Below are 18,650 nucleotides of genomic sequence, written 5' to 3'. Positions count from 1 at the left end.
GAGCCGTCACTTCTCGTGGCTGACCCACACCGAGCGGATCTCCTCCCAGCACCGCCCGCTCAGCCGGACGGTCATCGCCGGTCCGGTGTCGACCGGCGCGCTGTCGGTGTCGAGATCCCACCAGCGGTCGCATTCGATGTGCAGGCGTACGCGATCCGTGTCCACGTAGGGGTTGTGGCAGTACGCGACCGCGTGGGAGCCGGTGACGCTGGTACGGCACTCGGCGCCGAAAGGCTGCGGGTCAGCGGGTTTTCGGTCCGCCACGCGCGCGTGGGGCATGGCGTCGGACGGCAGGACCATCACCAGAGTGACGGCGAGGATCACCGGGGCGAAGCGGCGGGACAGGCGCACAAGGGGGACCTCCTCGGCCGTTCGGCTGCGGGGCGGTGCGTAGTCCCAGCGTGCGTGCTGCCCGGTCCCGGCTGCCCGGCCAGTTGGGCCGAACGGGCGACGCCCCGCTCCCCGCGGTGCGGGAAACGGGGCGTCGGCCTCGTACGAAAGCGACCGGGCGGTCGCGCGTAAGCGATTGCGCAAACGCTTACGCGCCGATCGCGTGCAGACCGCCGTCCACGTGGATGATCTCGCCCGTGGTCTTCGGGAACCAGTCGCTCAGCAGGGCGACGACACCGCGACCGGCCGGCTCCGGGTCCTTGAGGTCCCACTCCAGGGGGGCGCGGGAGTCCCAGACGGCTGCCAGCTCGCTGAAGCCCGGGATGGACTTGGCGGCCATGGAGCCGATCGGGCCGGCCGAGATGAGGTTGGAGCGCACGTTCTGCTTGCCCAGGTCGCGGGCGAGATAGCGGTTGGTGGCCTCCAGGGCGGCCTTGGCCGGGCCCATCCAGTCGTACTGCGGCCAGGCGTACTGCGCGTCGAAGGTGAGACCGACGACCGAGCCGCCGCTTTGCATCAGCGGCAGACAGGCCATGGTCAGCGACTTCAGGGAGAACGCCGAGACGTGCATGGCCGTGGCGACCGACTCGAACGGCGTGTTCAGGAAGTTGCCGCCGAGGGCGTCCTGGGGCGCGAAACCGATGGAGTGCACGACGCCGTCCAGGCCGCCCAGCTCCTCACCGACGATGTCGGCCAGGCGGCCGAGGTGCTCGTCGTTGGTGACGTCGAGCTCGATGACCTTGGTGGGCTTGGGGAGCTTCCGGGCGATGCGCTCGGTCAGCGTGGGCCGCGGGAAGGCGGTCAGGATGATCTCGGCGCCCTGCTCCTGGGCCAGCTTCGCGGTGTGGAAGGCGATGGAGGACTCCATCAGCACACCGGTGATCAGGACGCGCTTGCCCTCGAGAATTCCGCTCATGGTGATCAGTGACCCATTCCCAGTCCGCCGTCAACGGGAATGACGGCTCCAGTGATGTACGAGGCGTCGTCGGAGGCGAGGAACCGCACCGCCGCGGCGATCTCCTCGGGCTGCGCGTACCGGCCGAGCGGCACCTGGCCGACGATGCCCTTGCGCTGCTCCTCGGTGAGCACCTTGGTCATGTCGGTGTCGACGAAACCGGGCGCGACGACGTTGAAGGTGATGTTGCGTGAGCCCAGCTCGCGGGCGAGGGAGCGCGCGAAGCCGACCAGGCCGGCCTTGGACGCGGCGTAGTTCGCCTGGCCCGCGGAGCCGAGGAGGCCGACGACCGACGAGATGAGCACGACGCGGCCCTTCTTGGCGCGCAGCATGCCGCGGTTGGCACGCTTGACCACGCGGAAGGTGCCGGTGAGGTTGGTGTCGAGGACGGACGTGAAGTCCTCCTCGGACATGCGCATCAGGAGCTGGTCCTTGGTGACGCCGGCGTTGGCGACGAGGACCTCGACGGGGCCGTGCTGGTCCTCGATCTCCTTGTAGGCCTGCTCCACCTGCTCGGTGTCCGTGATGTCGCACTTGACGGCGAGACAGCCCAAGTCCGTGAGGGTGGCCGGCGGCTCACCCGACCGGTATGTGATCGCGACCTTGTCGCCGGCCTCGGCGAACGCGCGGGCGATGGCGAGGCCGATGCCCCGGTTGCCTCCGGTGACGAGAACCGAGCGGCTCAACGGATCACCCTTTCGATTAGCGGTCTGAACCCCCTGCAAGCCCCTGCAAGACAGGCGCCGTAGTCGAAAACCTATCGGTCCGGTCCGGCCCACGGGCAATCGGGCACCGACAGTGGCGCGGGGGACTCCCTGTCGGATCCCTACAGAAAGCCGTGCGCCGAGGAGGGCCCCGGGCACATCGGTGCGGTCGTCGGGCGGAAAGATGTGGTGGCCGCCCCGGCTCGCGCGACATGATCGGACCCGACAGGCCACGACAGCAGGGAGACCTCCGTGCCTCATTCCATCGACGAAGCCTTCACGGCACTGCCGCTGCGGGCCCTGGCCGACGCGGCGCTCGCGCGAGCCCGTGCGCTGGGGGCCGAGCACGCGGACTTCCGCTTCGAGCGGGTGCGCAGTGCCGCCTGGCGGCTGCGGGACGCCAAGCCCGCCGGGTCGTCGGACACGACCGACCTCGGGTACGCGGTGCGGGTGGTGCACGGCGGCACCTGGGGCTTCGCCTCGGGGGTGGATCTCACGATGGACGCCGCCGCGCGTGTCGCGTCGCAGGCGGTGGCGATGGCGAAGCTGTCGGCGCAGGTGATCAAGGCGGCGGGTTCCGACGAGCGCGTGGAGCTGGCGGACGAGCCGGTGCACGCCGAGCGGACCTGGATCTCGTCGTACGAGATCGATCCCTTCACCGTGCCCGACGAGGAGAAGTCGGGGCTGCTGGCCGACTGGAGCGGGCGGCTGCTCGCGGCGGACGGGGTCAGTCACGTCGACGCCTCGCTGCTCACCGTGCACGAGAACAAGTTCTATGCGGACACGGCCGGCACGGTGACCACACAGCAGCGGGTGCGGCTGCATCCGCAGCTCACCGCGGTCGCGGTCGACGAGTCCACGGGCGAGTTCGACTCGATGCGGACCATCGCTCCGCCGGCCGGGCGCGGCTGGGAGTATCTGACGGGCACCGGCTGGGACTGGGAGTCCGAACTCGGGCAGATCCCCGAGCTGCTCGCCGAGAAGATGCGCGCGCCGAGCGTCGAGGCGGGCATCTACGACCTCGTCGTCGATCCGTCCAATCTGTGGCTGACCATCCACGAGTCCATCGGCCACGCCACCGAGCTGGACCGCGCGCTGGGCTACGAGGCCGCGTACGCGGGCACCTCCTTCGCCACCTTCGACCAGCTCGGCAAGCTGAAGTACGGCTCCGAGCTGATGAACGTGACGGGTGACCGCACCGCCGAGCACGGGCTCGCGACCATCGGGTACGACGACGAGGGTGTCGAGGGCCAGTCCTGGGACCTCGTGAAGGACGGGACGCTCGTCGGCTACCAGCTCGACCGGCGCATCGCGAAGCTGACCGGCTTCGAGCGGTCCAACGGCTGCGCGTACGCCGACTCCCCCGGGCATGTGCCGGTGCAGCGCATGGCGAACGTGTCGCTCCAGCCGGATCCGGCCGGTCTGTCGACCGAGGGACTGATCGGCGGCGTCGACCGCGGGATCTACGTCGTCGGTGACCGCTCCTGGTCCATCGACATGCAGCGCTACAACTTCCAGTTCACCGGGCAGCGCTTCTTCAAGATCGAGAACGGGCGGATCACGGGCCAGCTGCGCGATGTCGCGTACCAGGCGACGACCACCGACTTCTGGGGCTCCATGGCGGCCGTCGGCGGTCCGCAGACGTATGTCCTGGGCGGCGCCTTCAACTGCGGCAAGGCCCAGCCGGGTCAGGTCGCGGCCGTCTCGCACGGCTGCCCGTCGGCCCTCTTCAAGGGCGTCAACATTCTGAACACCACGCAGGAGGCCGGCCGATGACCGCTCGTACGAACAAGCCGCACGAGATCGTCGAGCGCGCCCTCGAACTGTCCCGGGCCGACGGCTGCGTCGTGATCGCCGACGAGCACTCCACCGCCAACCTGCGCTGGGCGGGCAACGCGCTGACGACGAACGGCGTCACGCGCGGACGTACGCTCACCGTCATCGCGACCGTCGACGGCCGTGAGGGCACCGCCTCCGGTGTCGTCTCGCGCTCGGCCGTGACGGCACAGGAACTGGAGCCCCTGGTGCGGGCGGCCGAGGCCGCGGCGCGCGGTGCCGCTCCCGCCGAGGACGCCCAGCCGCTGGTCACGGGCGTCCCCCAGGCACCCGACTTCACGGACGCGCCGGCCGAGACCTCGTCCGCCGTCTTCACGGACTTCGCGCCGGCGCTCGGTGAATCGTTCGCACGCGCGCGTGCGGGTGGCCGGGAGCTGTACGGCTTCGCCAACCACGAACTCGTCTCCAGCTATCTCGGTACGTCGACGGGTCTGCGGCTGCGCCACGACCAGCCCAACGGCACCCTGGAGCTCAACGCCAAGTCGCCGGACCGGACGCGCTCGGCGTGGGCCGGGCGCTCGACGCGCGACTTCAAGGACGTCGACCCGGCGGCGCTGGACGCGGAGCTGGCGCAGCGCCTGGCGTGGGCGGAGCGGCGTATCGAGCTGCCCGCCGGACGCTACGAGACGCTGCTGCCGCCGACCGCGGTCGCGGACCTGCTGATCTACCAGATGTGGTCGGCGGCGGCCCGGGACGCGGCCGAGGGCCGGACGGTGTTCAGCAAGCCCGGCGGGGGCACGCGCATCGGCGACAAACTCTCCGAGCTGCCCCTGACGCTGCGCAGCGATCCGAACGAGCCGGGGCTGGAATCCGCGCCCTTCGTGCTCGCGCACTCCTCGGGCGACGACGCCTCGGTGTTCGACAACGGGCTGCCGCTCAAGGCCACCGAGTGGGTGAGCGAGGGCGAGCTGAGGCATCTGACGACCACCCGGCACAGCGCGGCCCTGACCGGGCTGCCGGTCGCGCCGGCCATCGGGAACCTGATCCTGGAAGGCGGTGAGGACCGTTCCCTGGAGGAGATGGTCGCCGCCACCGAGCGCGGGCTGCTGCTGACCTGCCTCTGGTACATCCGCGAGGTCGACCCGGCGACGCTGCTGCTGACCGGGCTGACCCGGGACGGCGTCTACCTGGTGGAGAACGGGGCGGTCGTCGGCGAGGTGAACAACTTCCGGTTCAACGAGTCGCCGGTCGGTCTGCTGGGCCGGGCGACGGAGGCGGGGCGCACGGAGAAGACTTTGCCGCGTGAGTGGAGCGATTGGTTCACTCGGGCCGCGATGCCCGCTCTGCGCATCCCGGACTTCAATATGAGCTCGGTCAGCCAGGGCGTATAACCTCGTACCTGCATTACGAGACCACTCAAGGAGATACGAGAACCGTGACGGACATCGTCGATGAGCTGAAGTGGCGGGGGCTGGTCGCCCTCTCCACCGACGAGGACGCATTGCGCAAGGCGTTCGCGGACGGTCCCGTCACGTTCTATTGCGGATTCGACCCGACGGCGCCCAGTCTGCACCTCGGCAACCTCGTGCAGATCCTGACGATGCGCAGGATCCAGCAGGCGGGCAACCGTCCGCTGGGCCTGGTCGGCGGTGCCACCGGTCTGATCGGTGACCCGAAGCCGAACTCCGAGCGCACGCTGAACTCCCGCGAGGTCGTCGCCGAGTGGGTGGAGCGGCTGCGCGCGCAGATCGCGCCGCTGCTCGACTTCGAGGGTCCGAACGCCGCGATCATGGTCAACAACCTGGACTGGACCCAGGGACTGTCGGCCATCGAGTTCCTGCGCGACGTCGGCAAGTACTTCCGGGTCAACAAGATGATCGCGAAGGAGGCCGTCTCCCGGCGGCTCAACTCCGACGCGGGCATCAGCTACACCGAGTTCAGCTACCAGATCCTCCAGGGCATGGACTTCCTGGAGCTGTACCGCAGGTACGGCTGCACGCTGCAGACCGGCGGTAGCGACCAGTGGGGCAACCTCACCTCGGGCACCGACCTGATCCACCGGGCCGAACCGGACGCCGTGGTGCACGCGCTGGGCACCCCGCTGATCACCAAGGCGGACGGCACCAAGTTCGGCAAGACGGAGTCCGGCACGATCTGGCTCGATCCCGAGATGACCACGCCGTACGCCTTCTACCAGTTCTGGCTGAACGCGGACGACCGTGACGTCTCCAAGTTCCTGCGCATCTTCAGCTTCAAGTCCCATGAGGAGATCGAGGAGCTGGAGAAGCAGACCGAGGAGCGCCCCCAGGCCCGCGCCGCGCAGCGCGCGCTCGCCGAGGAGCTGACGACGCTGGTGCACGGCGCGGACCAGACGGCCGCCGTGATCGCCGCGTCCAAGGCCCTCTTCGGCCAGGGCGAGCTGACCGAGCTGGACGAGGCGACGCTGGCCGCGGCGCTCTCCGAGCTGCCGCACGTCAAGGTCGCCGAGCCGGCCCCGGTCGTGGACCTCTTCGCCGAGGTCGCTCTGGTGGCCAGCAAGTCGGCCGCGCGGCGCACGATCAAGGAGGGCGGCGCGTACGTGAACAACGTCAAGGTCGCCGCCGAGGACGCCGTCCCCGCCAAGGAGGACCTGCTGCACGGGCGCTGGCTGGTGCTGCGCCGCGGCAAGAAGAACCTGGCGGCGGTGGAGGTCACGGGCGGCTGAGCATCCTGGCTCGGCCCGGGCCGAGGACGTACGAAGGGGGCGGTCCCGTCACGGACCGCCCCCTTCGCCATGCCGTCAGGCCCGCTGTTTGCTGCCCCGCATCGCCATGTACAGCATGTCGCCGAGGAACACCAGGACGACCGCTGCCGCCAGCTGGAGGCCGTGTCGGCCCCAGTCGATGCCCTTGGTCTCCGCGATGCCGAGGCCCTGTGCGATCGCGTTGCCGACGATGGCGCCGATGATGCCCATGATGGTGGTCAGCCAGAGCGGGCTGTGCTGCTTGCCCGGCAGGATCAGTTTGGCGAGCAGACCCAGCACAAATCCGACGATGATCGCCCACAACCAGCCCATGGCTGCCTCCTCGTACGGCTCGACGTGAGCATTACGCCCAGTTTCGGCCGGTGTGCCATACGGCGCATGTCGGGCAGAGCCGTACGCGGTACGGCGCAGCCGGTCCGCCCAGGCAGGGGGTGCCCCGGTCTCGTAGGCGGCGCAGAGGCGGCGTAACGTGGGATGTGTTCGGGCCTGGTCCCTGACCGGGTTCGAGCCGGGTACGGGGCGGGGGCGAGTCCGATACAAGGCGGATGGTGGAACGTGATGCGGAAGCAGGGCAACGGCGGCAACGCTGAGGTGTTCCGGATCACCGGCGCCCGGCAGGGTCTCGCCGACGACGTACGCGGGCGGCAGCGGCGCTATGTCATCTCGATGGCCGTGCGCACGGTCTCGGTGATCCTCGCGGCCACCCTCTGGAACGTGGAACGGCACGTCGCCGTGGTTGCGCTGGTGCTCGGCGCCCTTCTCCCCTACATCGCCGTGGTGATCGCCAACGCGGGCCGGGAGAACGCGCCCTCGCTCCCCTCGACGTTCGTCACCACCCCGATGCGTCCGATGATCGCGCCGCCACGGGCGGACGACTCCGCGGAACCCGACCCCGAGGGCGTGTCGGCCGAGCCCGGAGCCCAGGTGCGCAGCGAGCCGCACGAGCGGGCCTGACCACGGCGGATGCGCCAAAACCGGAATCGCACTCCGCATCAAGCTCAAGAAAAGCTCAGATCAATCATGTTGTTCCGGTGCCGGGCACCGGGTCACGCGTGACATACTTCGTACGCGCTCCGCATCCCCCGTCGGAGCGACAGACCGACGCCGGGCAGCTCCCCCCGTGGCTGCTCGGCGTCGCCTTTTGTGATGTGTCGCGTTGTCACGTGTCGCCTGTTCGTGTCGACCGGTTGCTACGGGGTGCCGGGATCGCGGCCCCGTGCGCGGGTTAGGGTCGGAGCGTGATTTTCAACGCCCCCGGCGCCGGCTCCGATCCGTCCTCCCCGATGTGCTCCGCAAAGGGCTGTCGCGCCGAAGCCGTGTGGGTGCTCGCCTGGAACAACCCGAAGCTGCACACTCCCGAGCGCCGCAAGACTTGGCTCGCGTGCGAGGAACACCGCGAGCACCTCTCCCAGTTCCTCGGCGTCCGTGGATTCCTCAAGGACGTCGTCAGGCTCGAGGACTGGGAAGCCGCGCAGAACTGACGAAGCCGCCGCGGGTGCGGCCGCCGATCAGCCGCCGATCGCCGACATCGGCCGCTCCGGCTGGAGGAACGAGGGATCGTCCAGGCCCGAGCCCGCCTTCTTGCCCCACATCGCGAGCCGCCAGATACGGGCGATCTCCTCGTCGGGGGCGTCCGAGCGCAGGGCCGCGCGCAGGTCGGTCTCCTCGGTGGCGAACAGACATGTGCGTATCTGGCCGTCGGCCGTCAGGCGCGTACGGTCGCAGGCCGCGCAGAACGGGCGGGTGACCGAGGCGATCACGCCCACGCGGTGCGGGCCGCCGTCGACGAGCCAGCGCTCGGCCGGGGCGGAGCCGCGCTCGTCGGCGCCCTCCTCCGAGAGCTCGAAACGCGTACGCAGCGAGGCGAGGATGTCGCCCGCGGTGACCATGCCCTCGCGCTTCCAGCCGTGCTGGGCGTCCAGGGGCATCTGCTCGATGAAACGCAGCTCGTAGTCGTGCGCCACGGCCCAGGCCAGCAGGTCGGGGGCCTCGTCCGCGTTCAGTCCCGGCATCAGGACCGTGTTGACCTTGACGGGGGTCAGGCCGGCGTCGCGGGCCGCTTCGAGGCCCGCGATGACGTCCTTGTGACGGTCACGGCGGGTGAGGGTCTTGAAGACGTCGGGGCGGAGGGTGTCGAGGGAGACATTGACGCGGTCCAGGCCCGCCGCCTTCAGGGCGGTCGCGGTGCGGCTGAGGCCGATGCCGTTGGTGGTCAGGGACGTCTGGGGGCGTGAGGCGAGGGCGGCGACCCGCTCCACGATGCCGACCAGGCCGGGGCGCAGCAGGGGCTCGCCGCCGGTGAAGCGGACCTCGGTGATGCCGAGCCGGGTGACGGCGATGTCTATCAGACGGACGATCTCGTCGTCCGTGAGCAGATCGGGCTTGGCCAGCCACTGCAGGCCTTCTTCGGGCATGCAGTACGTGCACCGCAGATTGCAGCGGTCGGTCAGTGAGACGCGCAGGTCGGTTGCCACCCGGCCGTAGGTGTCGATGAGCACGCGGGCCCCCTCCCCTCGATGCGGATCACATTCCTCGGACACCTGTGAGCCTACGTGACAGGACTGACATCGAGAGCGGCCCGATCCCACGAGGTACGACGCGGCCGCGTCGTAGGGATCTACGACGCGGCCGTGGGCGTGGGACCTCAGTGCGCTCCGGTGCCCGACAGGGACCGCACCTCCAGCTCCGCGTACTTGGCGGTGTCCGGCTCCTCCTTCGACAGGATCGTGCCGAGCCAGCCCAGCAGGAAGCCGACCGGGATGGAGACGATGCCGGGGTTCTCCAGCGGGAACCAGTGGAAGTCGACGCCCGGGAACATCGACGTGGGCTTGCCCGAGACCACCGGCGAGAACAGCACCAGGCCGACCGCCGTGATCAGGCCGCCGTAGATCGACCAGAGCGCTCCCGGGGTGGTGAACCGCTTCCAGAAGAGGCTGTAGAGGATCGTCGGCAGGTTGGCGGAGGCGGCGACGGCGAAGGCGAGGGCGACGAGGCCTGCGACGTTCAAGTCGCGGGCGAGGGCGCCGAGGCCGATGGACACGACGCCGATGGCGATCGTCGCGTACCGGGCGGCCCGTACCTCGTCCTTCTCGCTGGCCTGCCCCTTCTTGATGACGTTCGCGTAGATGTCGTGCGCGAACGACGAGGAGGAGGCCAGGGTCAGGCCCGCGACGACCGCGAGGATCGTGGCGAAGGCGACCGCCGAGATGGTGGCGAGCAGGATGGCACCCCAGTTGGAGTCGACGCCTCCCAGGTGCAGGGCGAGCAGGGGTGCGGCCGTGTTGCCCGCCTTGTTGGAGGCGATGATCTCGTCCGGCTTGATGAGCGCGGCCGCGCCGAAGCCGAGCGCGAGGGTCATCAGGTAGAAGCCGCCGATGAGGCCGATAGCCCAGTTCACTGACTTCCGCGCGGCCTTGGCGGTGGGCACCGTGTAGAAGCGGATCAGGATGTGCGGCAGGCCCGCGGTGCCCAGGACCAGGGCGATGCCCAGGGAGATGAAGTCCAGCTTGGTCGTCGAGGTGGCGCCGTACTTGAGGCCGGGCTCGAGGAAGGCGCTGCCCTTGCCGCTGTTGGAGGCGGCCTTGCCGAGCAGGTCGGAGATGTTGAAGTTGAACTTCAGCAGCACCAGGAAGGTGAGCAGCAGGGCGCCGGCGATCAGCAGCACGGCCTTGACCATCTGGACCCAGGTGGTGCCCTTCATGCCGCCGATGGTGACGTACACGATCATCAGCACGCCGACCAGGGCGACGATGCCGATCTTGCCGCCGTCGCTGGTGATACCGAGCAGCAGCGAGACGAGGACGCCCGCGCCCGCCATCTGGGCCAGCAGGTAGAAGATCGAGACGACGATCGTGGAGGTGCCGGCGGCCGTGCGGACGGGGCGCTGGCGCATGCGGAACGCGAGGACGTCGCCCATGGTGTAGCGGCCGGAGTTGCGCAGCGGCTCGGCGACCAGGAGCAGGGCGACCAGCCAGGCGACGAGGAATCCGATGGAGTACAGGAAGCCGTCGTACCCGAAGAGGGCGATGGCGCCCGCGATGCCGAGGAAGGACGCGGCGGACATGTAGTCACCGGAGACCGCGAGGCCGTTCTGGAAGGCGGTGAACTGGCGGCCGCCCGCGTAGAAGTCGGCGGCGTCCTTGGTCTGCCGGCCCGCCCAGACGGTGATGACGAGGGTCGCGGCGACGAACACCGCGAACAGGGTGATGATCAGCGGCCGGTGCTCGCTCGCCTCACCGGCGGCGAGAAGACGTGGGCCGGCCGCGTCGGCGGCCAGGGTGATCGCGGGGCTCATGCGCCGCCCTCCATCCGGGACTTGATCGCCTCGGCCTTGGGATCGAGCTCGGCGGCGGCGTGCCGCGAGTACCACCAGGCAATGAGGAACGTGGTCAGGAACTGGGCGAGACCGAGCACCAGGGCGACGTTGACATTGCCGAAGAGCTTGGTGCCCATGAAGCCGCCGGCGTAGTTCGACAGCAGGACGTAGAGCAGGTACCAGGCGATGAACGCGATGGTCAGGGGAAAGGCGAACGAGCGGTAGGAGCGGCGCAGTTCACCGAACTCGGCGCTCTCCTGCTCCGCGACGAACTCCTCCGTGGAGGGGTATCGGGGATGGACCTTCGAGGGGGGCGGTGCGTCGGTAGCCACGGAGTCTCCTCGCGTTGCGGATGCGGTGACGACGGTGGACGGGGGCGAGTGGGGGTTCGCCGACGGGGACGGGCTGGGCACGGACATGGCGGCTCTGACCTCACAGTGATGTGGATCACAGAAACCGGGTGGTGATGGTAGGCCCCCGGGGTGTGATCCGAAAGGGGGCACGATCGTCCTAGCGCTCCCTGTCCAAGGTCACGGCGCCACGCGTGGGGCGGTTCAACTCGGTCGGGTTCTTTCCGAAGTCGTCGCCGGAAGTCATTGCTGGCCAGCGAGGACGGGAGATAACTTCAGCCTGCACCACCCGCCATGTACCTGCCCGAGCACCACCTGTGTCTCGGGCCGACTGCGTTTCCGGATGATGTGGAGATCCCATGGCTCATCTGCGTTCCAGACGCCGGCTCGCCCTCGCCGTGCCCGTCGCCCTGTCCCTCACCGCGTCCCTGGGCTTCCTGCCGGGCGCGGCGGCCGCGGCCCCGCTCAGCACGCCCGCCTCGGCCTCCGCCTCCCCCGCCGACGGCACCGAACTGGCCTACGTCGTCAACACCAAGACGGACCGTCACACGATCGAGTCGGTGAAGCGGGCCATCGCCCGGGCCGACGGCACCGTCGTCGTGACGTACGACAAGATCGGTGTGATCGTCGCCCACTCGGCCAACCCCGACTTCGGCAAGCAGCTCCGGGCGGTGCGCGGGGTGCAGTCCGCGGGCGCGACCCGGACCGCGCCGCTGACCGCCGCCGGGACGACCGACGAGGGCGCCGCGCAGTACCTGACGAAGACTCAGGCCGCGAAGATCGCCGCGCGGAGCACGGCTTCGGGTGAGGAGCCCCTCGAGGCCGACCAGTGGGACCTGCGGGCGATCGGCGCCGACAAGGCCGCGAAGATCAACCCGGGCAGCAGGAACGTGACGGTCGCCGTGATCGACACCGGCGTCGACGACACCCACCCGGACCTCGCCCCGAACTTCTCCGCCGCGCAGTCCGCCAACTGCGTCGGCGGCAAGGCGGACACGTCGTACGGCGCCTGGCGCCCGGCCAACGCCGACCACTACCACGGCACGCATGTGGCCGGCGAGATCGCCGCCGCCCGCAACGGCATCGGTGTCGCCGGGGTCGCCCCGAACGTCAAGGTCGCCGGCATCAAGGTGGCCGACCCGGTCAGCGAGCTCTTCTACCCCGAGAGTGTCGTCTGCGCCTTCGTGTTCGCCGCCGACCACGGTGTGGAGGTCACGAACAACAGCTACTACGTGGACCCGTGGCTGTACAACTGCATGGACGACCCCGACCAGCGGGCGATCGTCGACGCGGTCAACCGGGCCCAGCTGTACGCCCAGCACAAGGGCACCCTCAACCTCGCCTCGGCGGGCAACTCCAACGACGACCTCGACTCGCACGCCCTCGTCGACGACTCCAGTCCCGACGACTCGACCGCGGTGCCCCGCACGGTCGACCCCCACAAGTGCTTCGACGTGCCGACCCAGCTGCCGGGCGTGGTCACGGTCAGCGCGACCGGTGTCGCGAGCACCAAGTCGTACTACTCCAGCTACGGCGACGGCGTCATCGACATCGCGGCCCCGGGCGGTGACAAGTTCCAGCTCCCGGACACGCCGTCGAAGAACGGCCGCATCCTCTCCACGATGCCGAACAACGAGTACGCGTTCCTCCAGGGCACGTCGATGGCGTCGCCGCACGCCGCGGGCGTGGCCGCACTGCTGAAGTCGGCCCACCCGTCGGCGACCCCGGCAAAGCTCCAGGCGCTGCTCAAGGCGCAGGCGGACAACCCTGGCTGCCCGACGGACCCGTACGACGGGGACGGCGACGGTGTCGTGGACGCGACCTGCGTGGGCGGCAAGCGGGTGAACGGCTTCTACGGCTTCGGCATCGTCAACGCGCTGCGCGCGGTGAAGTGACCCCGCCTGTAGGTCGCTCGAGCATCCGCACAGCCCGTACGGCTCATACGGCCCGTACGGCTCATACAGCTCGCACGGCTGGTATCGCGAAAACGAACTGGATATCGCGAACGAACTGGAGACACCATGACAGCGCCCCGTAAGCGCTCCCGTCGGGCCGTGGCCATTCCGCTGGGAATGGCCACGGTCACGGCTCTCGCCTTTCTGCCCAATGTCAGCGCCTCGGCGGCCGAGACGGCCGCCCCGGGGACCGTGACGGCGGACGCGACCTCGCTGAGCTACGTCGTCAACGTCCGTCCCGGCCACGGCACTTCGTCCGTCGTGAAGAAGGCCATCGCCCAGGCCGGCGGCACGATCGTGACGTCGTACGACCAGATCGGCGTGATCGTCGTCCACTCGTCGAACGCCGACTTCGCCAAGACCGTCCGCCGTGTGCGCGGGGTGGACTCGGCGGGTGCCACCCGCAACGCGCCGCTGCCCGCCCAGTCGACGACCGACGTGGGGACGCCGAAGGCGCTCACCTCCGAGGAGGTGGCGAGCGCTCAGGCGGTCGACGGGCAGGACCCGTTGGAGCCGCTGCAGTGGGATCTGCCGGCCATCCAGGCGGACAAGGCGCACGAGAAGACGCTCGGCAGCTCGAAGGTCACGGTCGCCGTGATCGACACCGGCGTCGACGACACCCACCCCGACATCGCGCCGAACTTCGACCGCGACGCCTCGGTCAACTGTGTGACCGGCAAGCCCGACACGACCGACGGGGCCTGGCGCCCGAGCGCCGCGGAAAGCCCGCACGGCACCCATGTCGCGGGTGAGATCGCGGGCGCCAAGAACGGCGTCGGCATCACCGGTGTCGCGCCGGGCGTGAAGGTCGCCGGCATCAAGGTGTCGACCACGGGCGGCTACTTCTACACCGAGTCCGTCGTCTGCGGGTTCGTGTGGGCGGCCGAGCACCACGTCGACATCACCAACAACAGCTATTACACCGACCCCTGGTACTTCAACTGCGCCGACGACCCGGACCAGAAGGCGCTCGTCGACGCCATCACCCGGGCCTCGCGGTACGCGGAGAAGAAGGGCACGGTCAATGTCGCGGCGGCGGGCAACGAGAGCTACGACCTCGCCGCCGACTCGATCACCGACCCGGTCTCCCCGAACGACGGCACGCCGTCGGACCGGGTGATCGACCCGTCCAAGTGCTATGACATCCCGACCCAGTTGCCGGGGGTGGTGACCGTCGCGTCGACCGGCGCGAAGGGCATCAAGTCCTCCTTCTCCAACTACGGACTCGGTGTCATCGACGTGGCCGCGCCCGGCGGCGACTCGACCCGCTACCAGACCCCGGCCCCGCCGGCCACCAGCGGTCTGATCCTCGGCCCGCTGCCCGGCGGCACGTGGGGCTACATGGCCGGTACGTCGATGGCGACCCCGCACGTCGCCGGCGTCGCCGCGCTCATCAAGTCGACGCATCCGCACGCCCCCGCCGCCCTGGTGAAGGCGCTGCTGTACGCCGAGGCCGACGCCACGCCGTGCACGGACCCGTACGACATCGACTCCGACGGCAAGATCGACGCGGTGTGCGAGGGCACGAAGAACCGCAACGGCTTCTACGGCTGGGGCACCGTGAACGCGCTGGCCGCGGTCACGAAGTAGGACCCACGCCGAGCAGGACCCACGCGAAGCGGGGCTTCCGCGAAGCAGGGCTCCCGCGCGGGTGGTCGGGCCGGTCGGCGTCTGCCGGCCGGCCCCTGTGCCGTGCCGTGCGGTGCCGTATCCCCGCCCCTGGTCCACATGTTGATTCAGTACACCCTGCATAGTGCCGTCATGACTGCTGTGAACACGGAGTTCGCCTGGGCCGCGCTGGGCGGCGATCCCGCACTGACCGAGCGGGTCTCGACCGTCGTACGGGACGGGGCGCTGAAGGCGCGGCTGCCGGTACGGGAGCTCGCGCGGGCCTGCGTGGCGACCTGCGCGCTGGCCGCCGCCGAACTGGGCGCGCGGCGGGCCGGACGCGCGGACGTGCCCGGGGTGCGGGTCGACGACGGGGCGGTGGCCACGGCGTTCGTGAGCGAGCGGCAGCTGCGCGTCGACGGGCGGGCGCCGGTCACCTTCGCGCCGCTGTCCCGCTTCTGGCGCACGGCGGACGGATGGGTGCGGACGCACGCGAACTATCCGCATCACCGGGAGCGGCTGCTCTCCGCACTGAAACTTCCGGAGGACCCCGCGTCCGTCGCCGCGGCCCTCGCCGAGCGCTCCTCCAGGGAGATCGAGGACGCCGTGTACGGGGCCGGAGGCCTCGCCGTCGCGCTGCGCACCCCCGAGGAGTGGGCGCGGCACGAGCAGGCCGTCGAGGTCGCCGCCCGCCCCCTGGTCGAACGGCGGCGGCCGGGCGGGGGCCGGGCCCGTCGGCCGGCGGCGCTCTTCGGCAGTCCGCTGCTGCCCGCCGCCGGGCTGCGGGTGCTCGACCTGACCAGGGTCATCGCGGGCCCGGTCGCCACCCGTACGCTCGCCCTGCTCGGCGCGGACGTGCTGCGCGTCGACTCCCCGCAGCTGCCCGAACTCGTGGACCAGCACGCCGACACGGGCTTCGGCAAACGGTCCGCCAAGGTCGGCCTCGGCACGGACAGGCGCACCTTCGAGGAGCTGCTCGCGGCGGCGGACGTCGTCGTCACCGGCTACCGGCCGGGCGCCCTCGACCGGTTCGGGCTCTCGCCCGAGGCGCTGGCCGAGCGCCGGCCCGGGCTGGTGGTGGCGCAGCTCTCGGCGTGGGGCGCGTACGGGCCGTGGGCCGAGCGGCGTGGCTTCGACAGCCTGGTGCAGGTCGCCACGGGCATCGCGGCGGTCGAGGGGTCCGGGCGGCAGGAGCCGGGCGCGCTGCCCGCCCAGGCTCTCGATCACGGCACGGGGTATCTGCTGGCGGCGGCCGTGCTGCGCTCGCTCACCGAGCAACTGACGGACGGCGGGGCCCGGTTCGTACGACTGGCGCTGGCGCGGACCGCGGGCTGGCTGCTGGAGGGGCGCGCCGCGGGCGAGGCGGGGAACGCCGTACACGCCGGCGCGGGGGCTGCCGCGTACGCCGAGGCGGGGGCTGCGTACGCCGGCGCGGGGGCTGCCGCCTACGACGGGCCGGATGCCTGGCTCGCCGAGCGGGACAGTGAGCTGGGGCGGCTGCGGTACGCCCTGCCGCCCGTCTCCTTCGCCGGCGGACCGGTCGACTGGGCCCGGCCGCCGAGCCCTTGGGGGACGGATGGCGCGCGCTGGGCCTGAGTCGCCCGTCGGGCCGGACGCGTACTGCCGAAACGTACCTGCCGAGCCGTACCTGCCGAAAACATACCTATGGGCGGAATGCCGTTCCCCCAGTTCTTCTGATGCGCTTGCCCCGGTCTGTGCCGACTGGTGAAGGTCTTGGGGTGAGCCTGATACGACCGCCGGCCGGCCCGAACGGCGGTGACGCGGCCCCTTCGCCCGTCCCCGCCGCCGCTCCGGCCCGGCGCCTGTCCCCCGGCCGGGCCGTCGCCGTGCTCGCCCTGGTGGCGGTCGCCGCGCTGATCCCGCTCCTCGGCCCCGCCGCCGCGCTGCACGGCACCGGCGAGGCGGCCGCGCCCGGAGCCGGTGGCATCGCCCTCCTGCGTACGGTCCTGTTCGCGGCGGTGTGCATGCCCGCGGGCGAGTGGTTCGCGGGCCGCCTGGCCCGCCGCGTGCCGGGCGCGCCCTTGGCAGACGCGTCGGACGCGCCGCGCGGCTGGGCGCCTGGTTCGCGGCCGGCGCCGGTTTCCGTCGCCGCGCCTGGGGCTCCCCCTCGGTCGTGGCCACCGGGAAACTCGTACCGGATTCGCCTCGCCGAGATCGACGTCGGCGGGCTGTACCGGACCCGGGACGGCGCCCTCGCCCTGCTGGAGGTCAACGCGTTCGCCGTGGCCGGCCTGTGCGCGCTGTCGCGCCGCCCGGCCGGCCGGGTGTGGCCGTCGGCCGCGGTGGTGGTCGCCGAGGCACTGCGCGTCCACCCCACCACGGAGCACAGCCCGTCGGTCGGCTCGGGCCTGACGCTCGTTCACCTGACGTGCGCGGTCCTGTGGGCGGGCGGGCTGCCGCATGTGCTGCGCACGGTGCGGCGGTGGCGCGCCCCTGGACCCGGCGCGGCTCTGCTGGGCCTCTACGCGCGCGTGGCGGCCGTCCTGCTGGCCGCGATCACCGCGACGGGGGTGTGGAGCTCGCTGCGCCGCATGCCTGCGGGCACGATCCCGCACCAGCTGACGGCGACGGCGTACGGGCGCACCCTGGTCGCCAAGGTGTTCCTCGTGGCCGCCGTCGCCGTGCTCGCCCTGTGGGCCCGCCGTCGGCTGCGCCGTGCCGACGACCCGCTCGGCGCCTGTGTGCCCGCGCGTGCGGAGGTGGTGGCGCTGGGCGTGGTCGTGGCGGTGTCGGCGCTGCTGACGGCGCTGCCGCTGCCGATCCGCTGGTGAGCGTCAGTTGGTGACGAGCACCTTGAGGGCGGTGCGCTCGTCCATCGCCTTGTAGCCCTCGGGCACGCCTTCCAGGTCGACGGTCCTGTCGAAGACGGGCGAGGGGTCGATCCTGCCGGCGAGGATGTCGGGGAGCAGCTCCGGAATGTAGGCGCGTACGGGGGCGACCCCGCCGCGCAGGGCGATGTTCCGGTCGAACATGACCCCCAGGTCGAGCCCGGTCCCGCTGCCGTGCGGCACGCCGACGAAGCCGATGGCGCCGCCGTCCCGGGTGATGTCCACGGCCGTCCGCATCGACTGCTCGGTGCCGACCGCCTCCACGACACAGTGCGCGCCCTGCCCCCGGGTGAGCTCGCGGACGGCCTCGACGGCCGCCTCCCCGCGCTCGGCGACGACGTCCGTGGCACCGAAGCGGCGCGCGATGTCCGTACGCACCTCGTGGCGTCCGAGCGCGATGATCCGCTCGGCGCCGAGCCGCTTGGCGGCGAGTACCGCGCACAGCCCGACGGCGCCGTCCCCGACGACGGCGACGGTCGCCCCGGGACGGGCTCCGGCGCCGAGGGCGGCGTGGTGCCCGGTGCCCATGACGTCGGAGAGCGTCAGCAGCGCGGACAGCAGGTGTTCGTCGGAGGCCGCGTCCTTGGGCAGCTGGACGAGGGTGCCATCGGCGTAGGGCACGCGCACGGCCTCGCCCTGGCCGCCGTCGTGGCCCACGGAGCCCCAGAATCCGCCGTGCTCGCACGACGTGGTGAGACCCTCGCGGCAGTAGTCGCACACGCCGTCGGACCACATGAAGGGCGCCACGACGAGGTCGCCGCGCCGGACGCCGGTCACCTCGGAGCCGGTCTCCTCGACGATGCCGAGGAACTCGTGCCCGATGCGCTGCCCCGGCTGCCGGGCCGCCTCGCCGCGGTACGCCCACAGGTCGCTGCCGCAGATGCAGGCGCGCAGCACCCGTACGACCGCGTCGGTGGGCTGCCGCACCACGGGTTCGGGCACGTCCTCCACGCGCATGTCGTACGGGGCGTGGATGGTGGTGGCGCGCATGGCGAGGGTCCTTCT

At 71.0% G+C, this 18,650-nt stretch carries 16 protein-coding genes and 1 pseudogene; 9 read left to right on the top strand and 8 right to left on the bottom strand.

Going from position 1 to position 18,650, the window contains the following annotated elements; all coding sequences use genetic code 11:
- Positions 1–6: 6 nt before the first annotated feature.
- The 3 genes from SAVERM_RS33230 to fabG all read right to left on the bottom strand — a co-directional run bounded on the left by SAVERM_RS33230 (position 7) and on the right by fabG (position 2,031).
- Positions 7–351 carry a hypothetical protein gene (locus SAVERM_RS33230; RefSeq protein ID WP_037646887.1) on the bottom strand — a complete coding sequence of 115 codons (345 nt, stop codon included), beginning with the start codon at positions 349–351 and terminating at the stop codon, positions 7–9.
- 187 nt (positions 352–538) lie between these two features.
- Positions 539–1,306 carry an enoyl-ACP reductase FabI gene (gene fabI, locus SAVERM_RS33225; RefSeq protein WP_010987863.1) on the bottom strand — a complete coding sequence of 256 codons (768 nt, stop codon included), beginning with the start codon at positions 1,304–1,306 and terminating at the stop codon, positions 539–541.
- Positions 1,307–1,311: 5 nt separating this feature from the next.
- Complete coding sequence (fabG, locus tag SAVERM_RS33220; RefSeq protein WP_010987862.1) at positions 1,312–2,031, bottom strand: 3-oxoacyl-[acyl-carrier-protein] reductase; 720 nt, start codon at positions 2,029–2,031, stop codon at positions 1,312–1,314.
- Positions 2,032–2,301: 270 nt separating this feature from the next.
- On the opposite strand from fabG, the gene SAVERM_RS33215 reads away from it, so the two are divergent.
- Genes SAVERM_RS33215 through tyrS form a run of 3 tightly spaced genes read left to right on the top strand, consistent with a single transcriptional unit; the run spans position 2,302 to position 6,529 of the window.
- The gene (locus SAVERM_RS33215) at positions 2,302–3,825 is read left to right on the top strand and encodes a TldD/PmbA family protein (RefSeq protein WP_010987861.1); all 1,524 of its coding nucleotides are present in this window, start codon (positions 2,302–2,304) and stop codon (positions 3,823–3,825) included.
- Positions 3,822–5,216, top strand: a complete 1,395-nt coding sequence (locus tag SAVERM_RS33210; RefSeq protein ID WP_010987860.1) for a metallopeptidase TldD-related protein — start codon at positions 3,822–3,824, stop codon at positions 5,214–5,216. The genes SAVERM_RS33215 and SAVERM_RS33210 overlap by 4 nt, the downstream gene beginning before the upstream one ends.
- A 44-nt stretch (positions 5,217–5,260) precedes the next feature.
- On the top strand, positions 5,261–6,529 hold the full coding sequence (tyrS, locus tag SAVERM_RS33205) for a tyrosine--tRNA ligase (protein ID WP_010987859.1): 1,269 nt from the start codon (positions 5,261–5,263) through the stop codon (positions 6,527–6,529).
- 75 nt (positions 6,530–6,604) lie between these two features.
- Here tyrS and SAVERM_RS33200 read toward each other — a convergent pair whose 3' ends face one another.
- The gene (locus SAVERM_RS33200) at positions 6,605–6,880 is read right to left on the bottom strand and encodes a GlsB/YeaQ/YmgE family stress response membrane protein (RefSeq protein WP_010987858.1); all 276 of its coding nucleotides are present in this window, start codon (positions 6,878–6,880) and stop codon (positions 6,605–6,607) included.
- 246 nt (positions 6,881–7,126) lie between these two features.
- Between SAVERM_RS33200 and SAVERM_RS33195 the strand changes: the two genes are divergently transcribed.
- Both SAVERM_RS33195 and SAVERM_RS33190 read left to right on the top strand, forming a co-directional pair.
- The gene (locus tag SAVERM_RS33195) at positions 7,127–7,522 is read left to right on the top strand and encodes a DUF3099 domain-containing protein (protein WP_161271978.1); all 396 of its coding nucleotides are present in this window, start codon (positions 7,127–7,129) and stop codon (positions 7,520–7,522) included.
- A gap of 329 nt (positions 7,523–7,851) precedes the next feature.
- Positions 7,852–8,049 carry a hypothetical protein gene (locus SAVERM_RS33190; RefSeq protein ID WP_042494607.1) on the top strand — a complete coding sequence of 66 codons (198 nt, stop codon included), beginning with the start codon at positions 7,852–7,854 and terminating at the stop codon, positions 8,047–8,049.
- 27 nt (positions 8,050–8,076) lie between these two features.
- On the opposite strand, the gene moaA is transcribed toward SAVERM_RS33190, so the two are convergent.
- From moaA to SAVERM_RS33175, 3 genes are all read right to left on the bottom strand, one after another.
- Positions 8,077–9,066, bottom strand: a complete 990-nt coding sequence (gene moaA / locus SAVERM_RS33185) for a GTP 3',8-cyclase MoaA (protein WP_037646886.1) — start codon at positions 9,064–9,066, stop codon at positions 8,077–8,079.
- Positions 9,067–9,212: 146 nt separating this feature from the next.
- The gene (locus SAVERM_RS33180; protein ID WP_010987854.1) at positions 9,213–10,862 is read right to left on the bottom strand and encodes a solute symporter family protein; all 1,650 of its coding nucleotides are present in this window, start codon (positions 10,860–10,862) and stop codon (positions 9,213–9,215) included.
- The gene (locus SAVERM_RS33175; protein WP_010987853.1) at positions 10,859–11,215 is read right to left on the bottom strand and encodes a DUF485 domain-containing protein; all 357 of its coding nucleotides are present in this window, start codon (positions 11,213–11,215) and stop codon (positions 10,859–10,861) included. Before SAVERM_RS33175 ends, SAVERM_RS33180 begins: the two co-directional genes overlap by 4 nt.
- 377 nt (positions 11,216–11,592) lie before the next feature.
- Between SAVERM_RS33175 and SAVERM_RS33170 the strand changes: the two genes are divergently transcribed.
- The 4 genes and pseudogenes from SAVERM_RS33170 to SAVERM_RS33155 all read left to right on the top strand — a co-directional run bounded on the left by SAVERM_RS33170 (position 11,593) and on the right by SAVERM_RS33155 (position 17,588).
- A complete protein-coding gene (locus SAVERM_RS33170; RefSeq protein WP_010987852.1) occupies positions 11,593–13,128 on the top strand; it encodes a S8 family serine peptidase in 1,536 nt (511 codons plus the stop codon).
- 126 nt (positions 13,129–13,254) lie between these two features.
- A complete protein-coding gene (locus SAVERM_RS33165) occupies positions 13,255–14,778 on the top strand; it encodes a S8 family peptidase (RefSeq protein WP_010987851.1) in 1,524 nt (507 codons plus the stop codon).
- Between the two features lie 171 nt (positions 14,779–14,949).
- Positions 14,950–16,392, top strand: a complete 1,443-nt coding sequence (locus tag SAVERM_RS33160; protein ID WP_037646885.1) for a CoA transferase — start codon at positions 14,950–14,952, stop codon at positions 16,390–16,392.
- Between the two features lie 143 nt (positions 16,393–16,535).
- A pseudogene (locus SAVERM_RS33155) lies at positions 16,536–17,588 on the top strand (CopD family protein).
- Between the two features lie 3 nt (positions 17,589–17,591).
- Here SAVERM_RS33155 and SAVERM_RS33150 read toward each other — a convergent pair.
- Positions 17,592–18,635, bottom strand: coding sequence for a zinc-dependent alcohol dehydrogenase family protein (locus tag SAVERM_RS33150; protein WP_010987848.1), 1,044 nt, complete (start codon positions 18,633–18,635; stop codon positions 17,592–17,594).
- Positions 18,636–18,650: the final 15 nt, after the last annotated feature.

The sequence above is a fragment of the Streptomyces avermitilis MA-4680 = NBRC 14893 genome (genome assembly GCF_000009765.2).
Taxonomy (GTDB): domain Bacteria; phylum Actinomycetota; class Actinomycetes; order Streptomycetales; family Streptomycetaceae; genus Streptomyces; species Streptomyces avermitilis.
This window is presented reverse-complemented; position numbering and strand designations above follow the sequence as displayed.

Excerpts from the sequence above, each read along its gene's own strand:
- SAVERM_RS33165 (WP_010987851.1), top strand. The coding sequence starts at position 13,255 with ATGACAGCGCCCCGTAAGCGCTCCCGTCGGGCCGTGGCCATTCCGCTG.
- SAVERM_RS33195 (WP_161271978.1), top strand. The coding sequence starts at position 7,127 with ATGCGGAAGCAGGGCAACGGCGGCAACGCTGAGGTGTTCCGGATCACC.
- SAVERM_RS33170 (WP_010987852.1), top strand. The coding sequence starts at position 11,593 with ATGGCTCATCTGCGTTCCAGACGCCGGCTCGCCCTCGCCGTGCCCGTC.
- SAVERM_RS33190 (WP_042494607.1), top strand. The coding sequence starts at position 7,852 with ATGTGCTCCGCAAAGGGCTGTCGCGCCGAAGCCGTGTGGGTGCTCGCC.
- fabI (WP_010987863.1), bottom strand. The coding sequence starts at position 1,306 with ATGAGCGGAATTCTCGAGGGCAAGCGCGTCCTGATCACCGGTGTGCTG.
- SAVERM_RS33150 (WP_010987848.1), bottom strand. The coding sequence starts at position 18,635 with ATGCGCGCCACCACCATCCACGCCCCGTACGACATGCGCGTGGAGGAC.
- SAVERM_RS33200 (WP_010987858.1), bottom strand. The coding sequence starts at position 6,880 with ATGGGCTGGTTGTGGGCGATCATCGTCGGATTTGTGCTGGGTCTGCTC.
- SAVERM_RS33180 (WP_010987854.1), bottom strand. The coding sequence starts at position 10,862 with ATGAGCCCCGCGATCACCCTGGCCGCCGACGCGGCCGGCCCACGTCTT.
- SAVERM_RS33210 (WP_010987860.1), top strand. The coding sequence starts at position 3,822 with ATGACCGCTCGTACGAACAAGCCGCACGAGATCGTCGAGCGCGCCCTC.
- SAVERM_RS33160 (WP_037646885.1), top strand. The coding sequence starts at position 14,950 with ATGACTGCTGTGAACACGGAGTTCGCCTGGGCCGCGCTGGGCGGCGAT.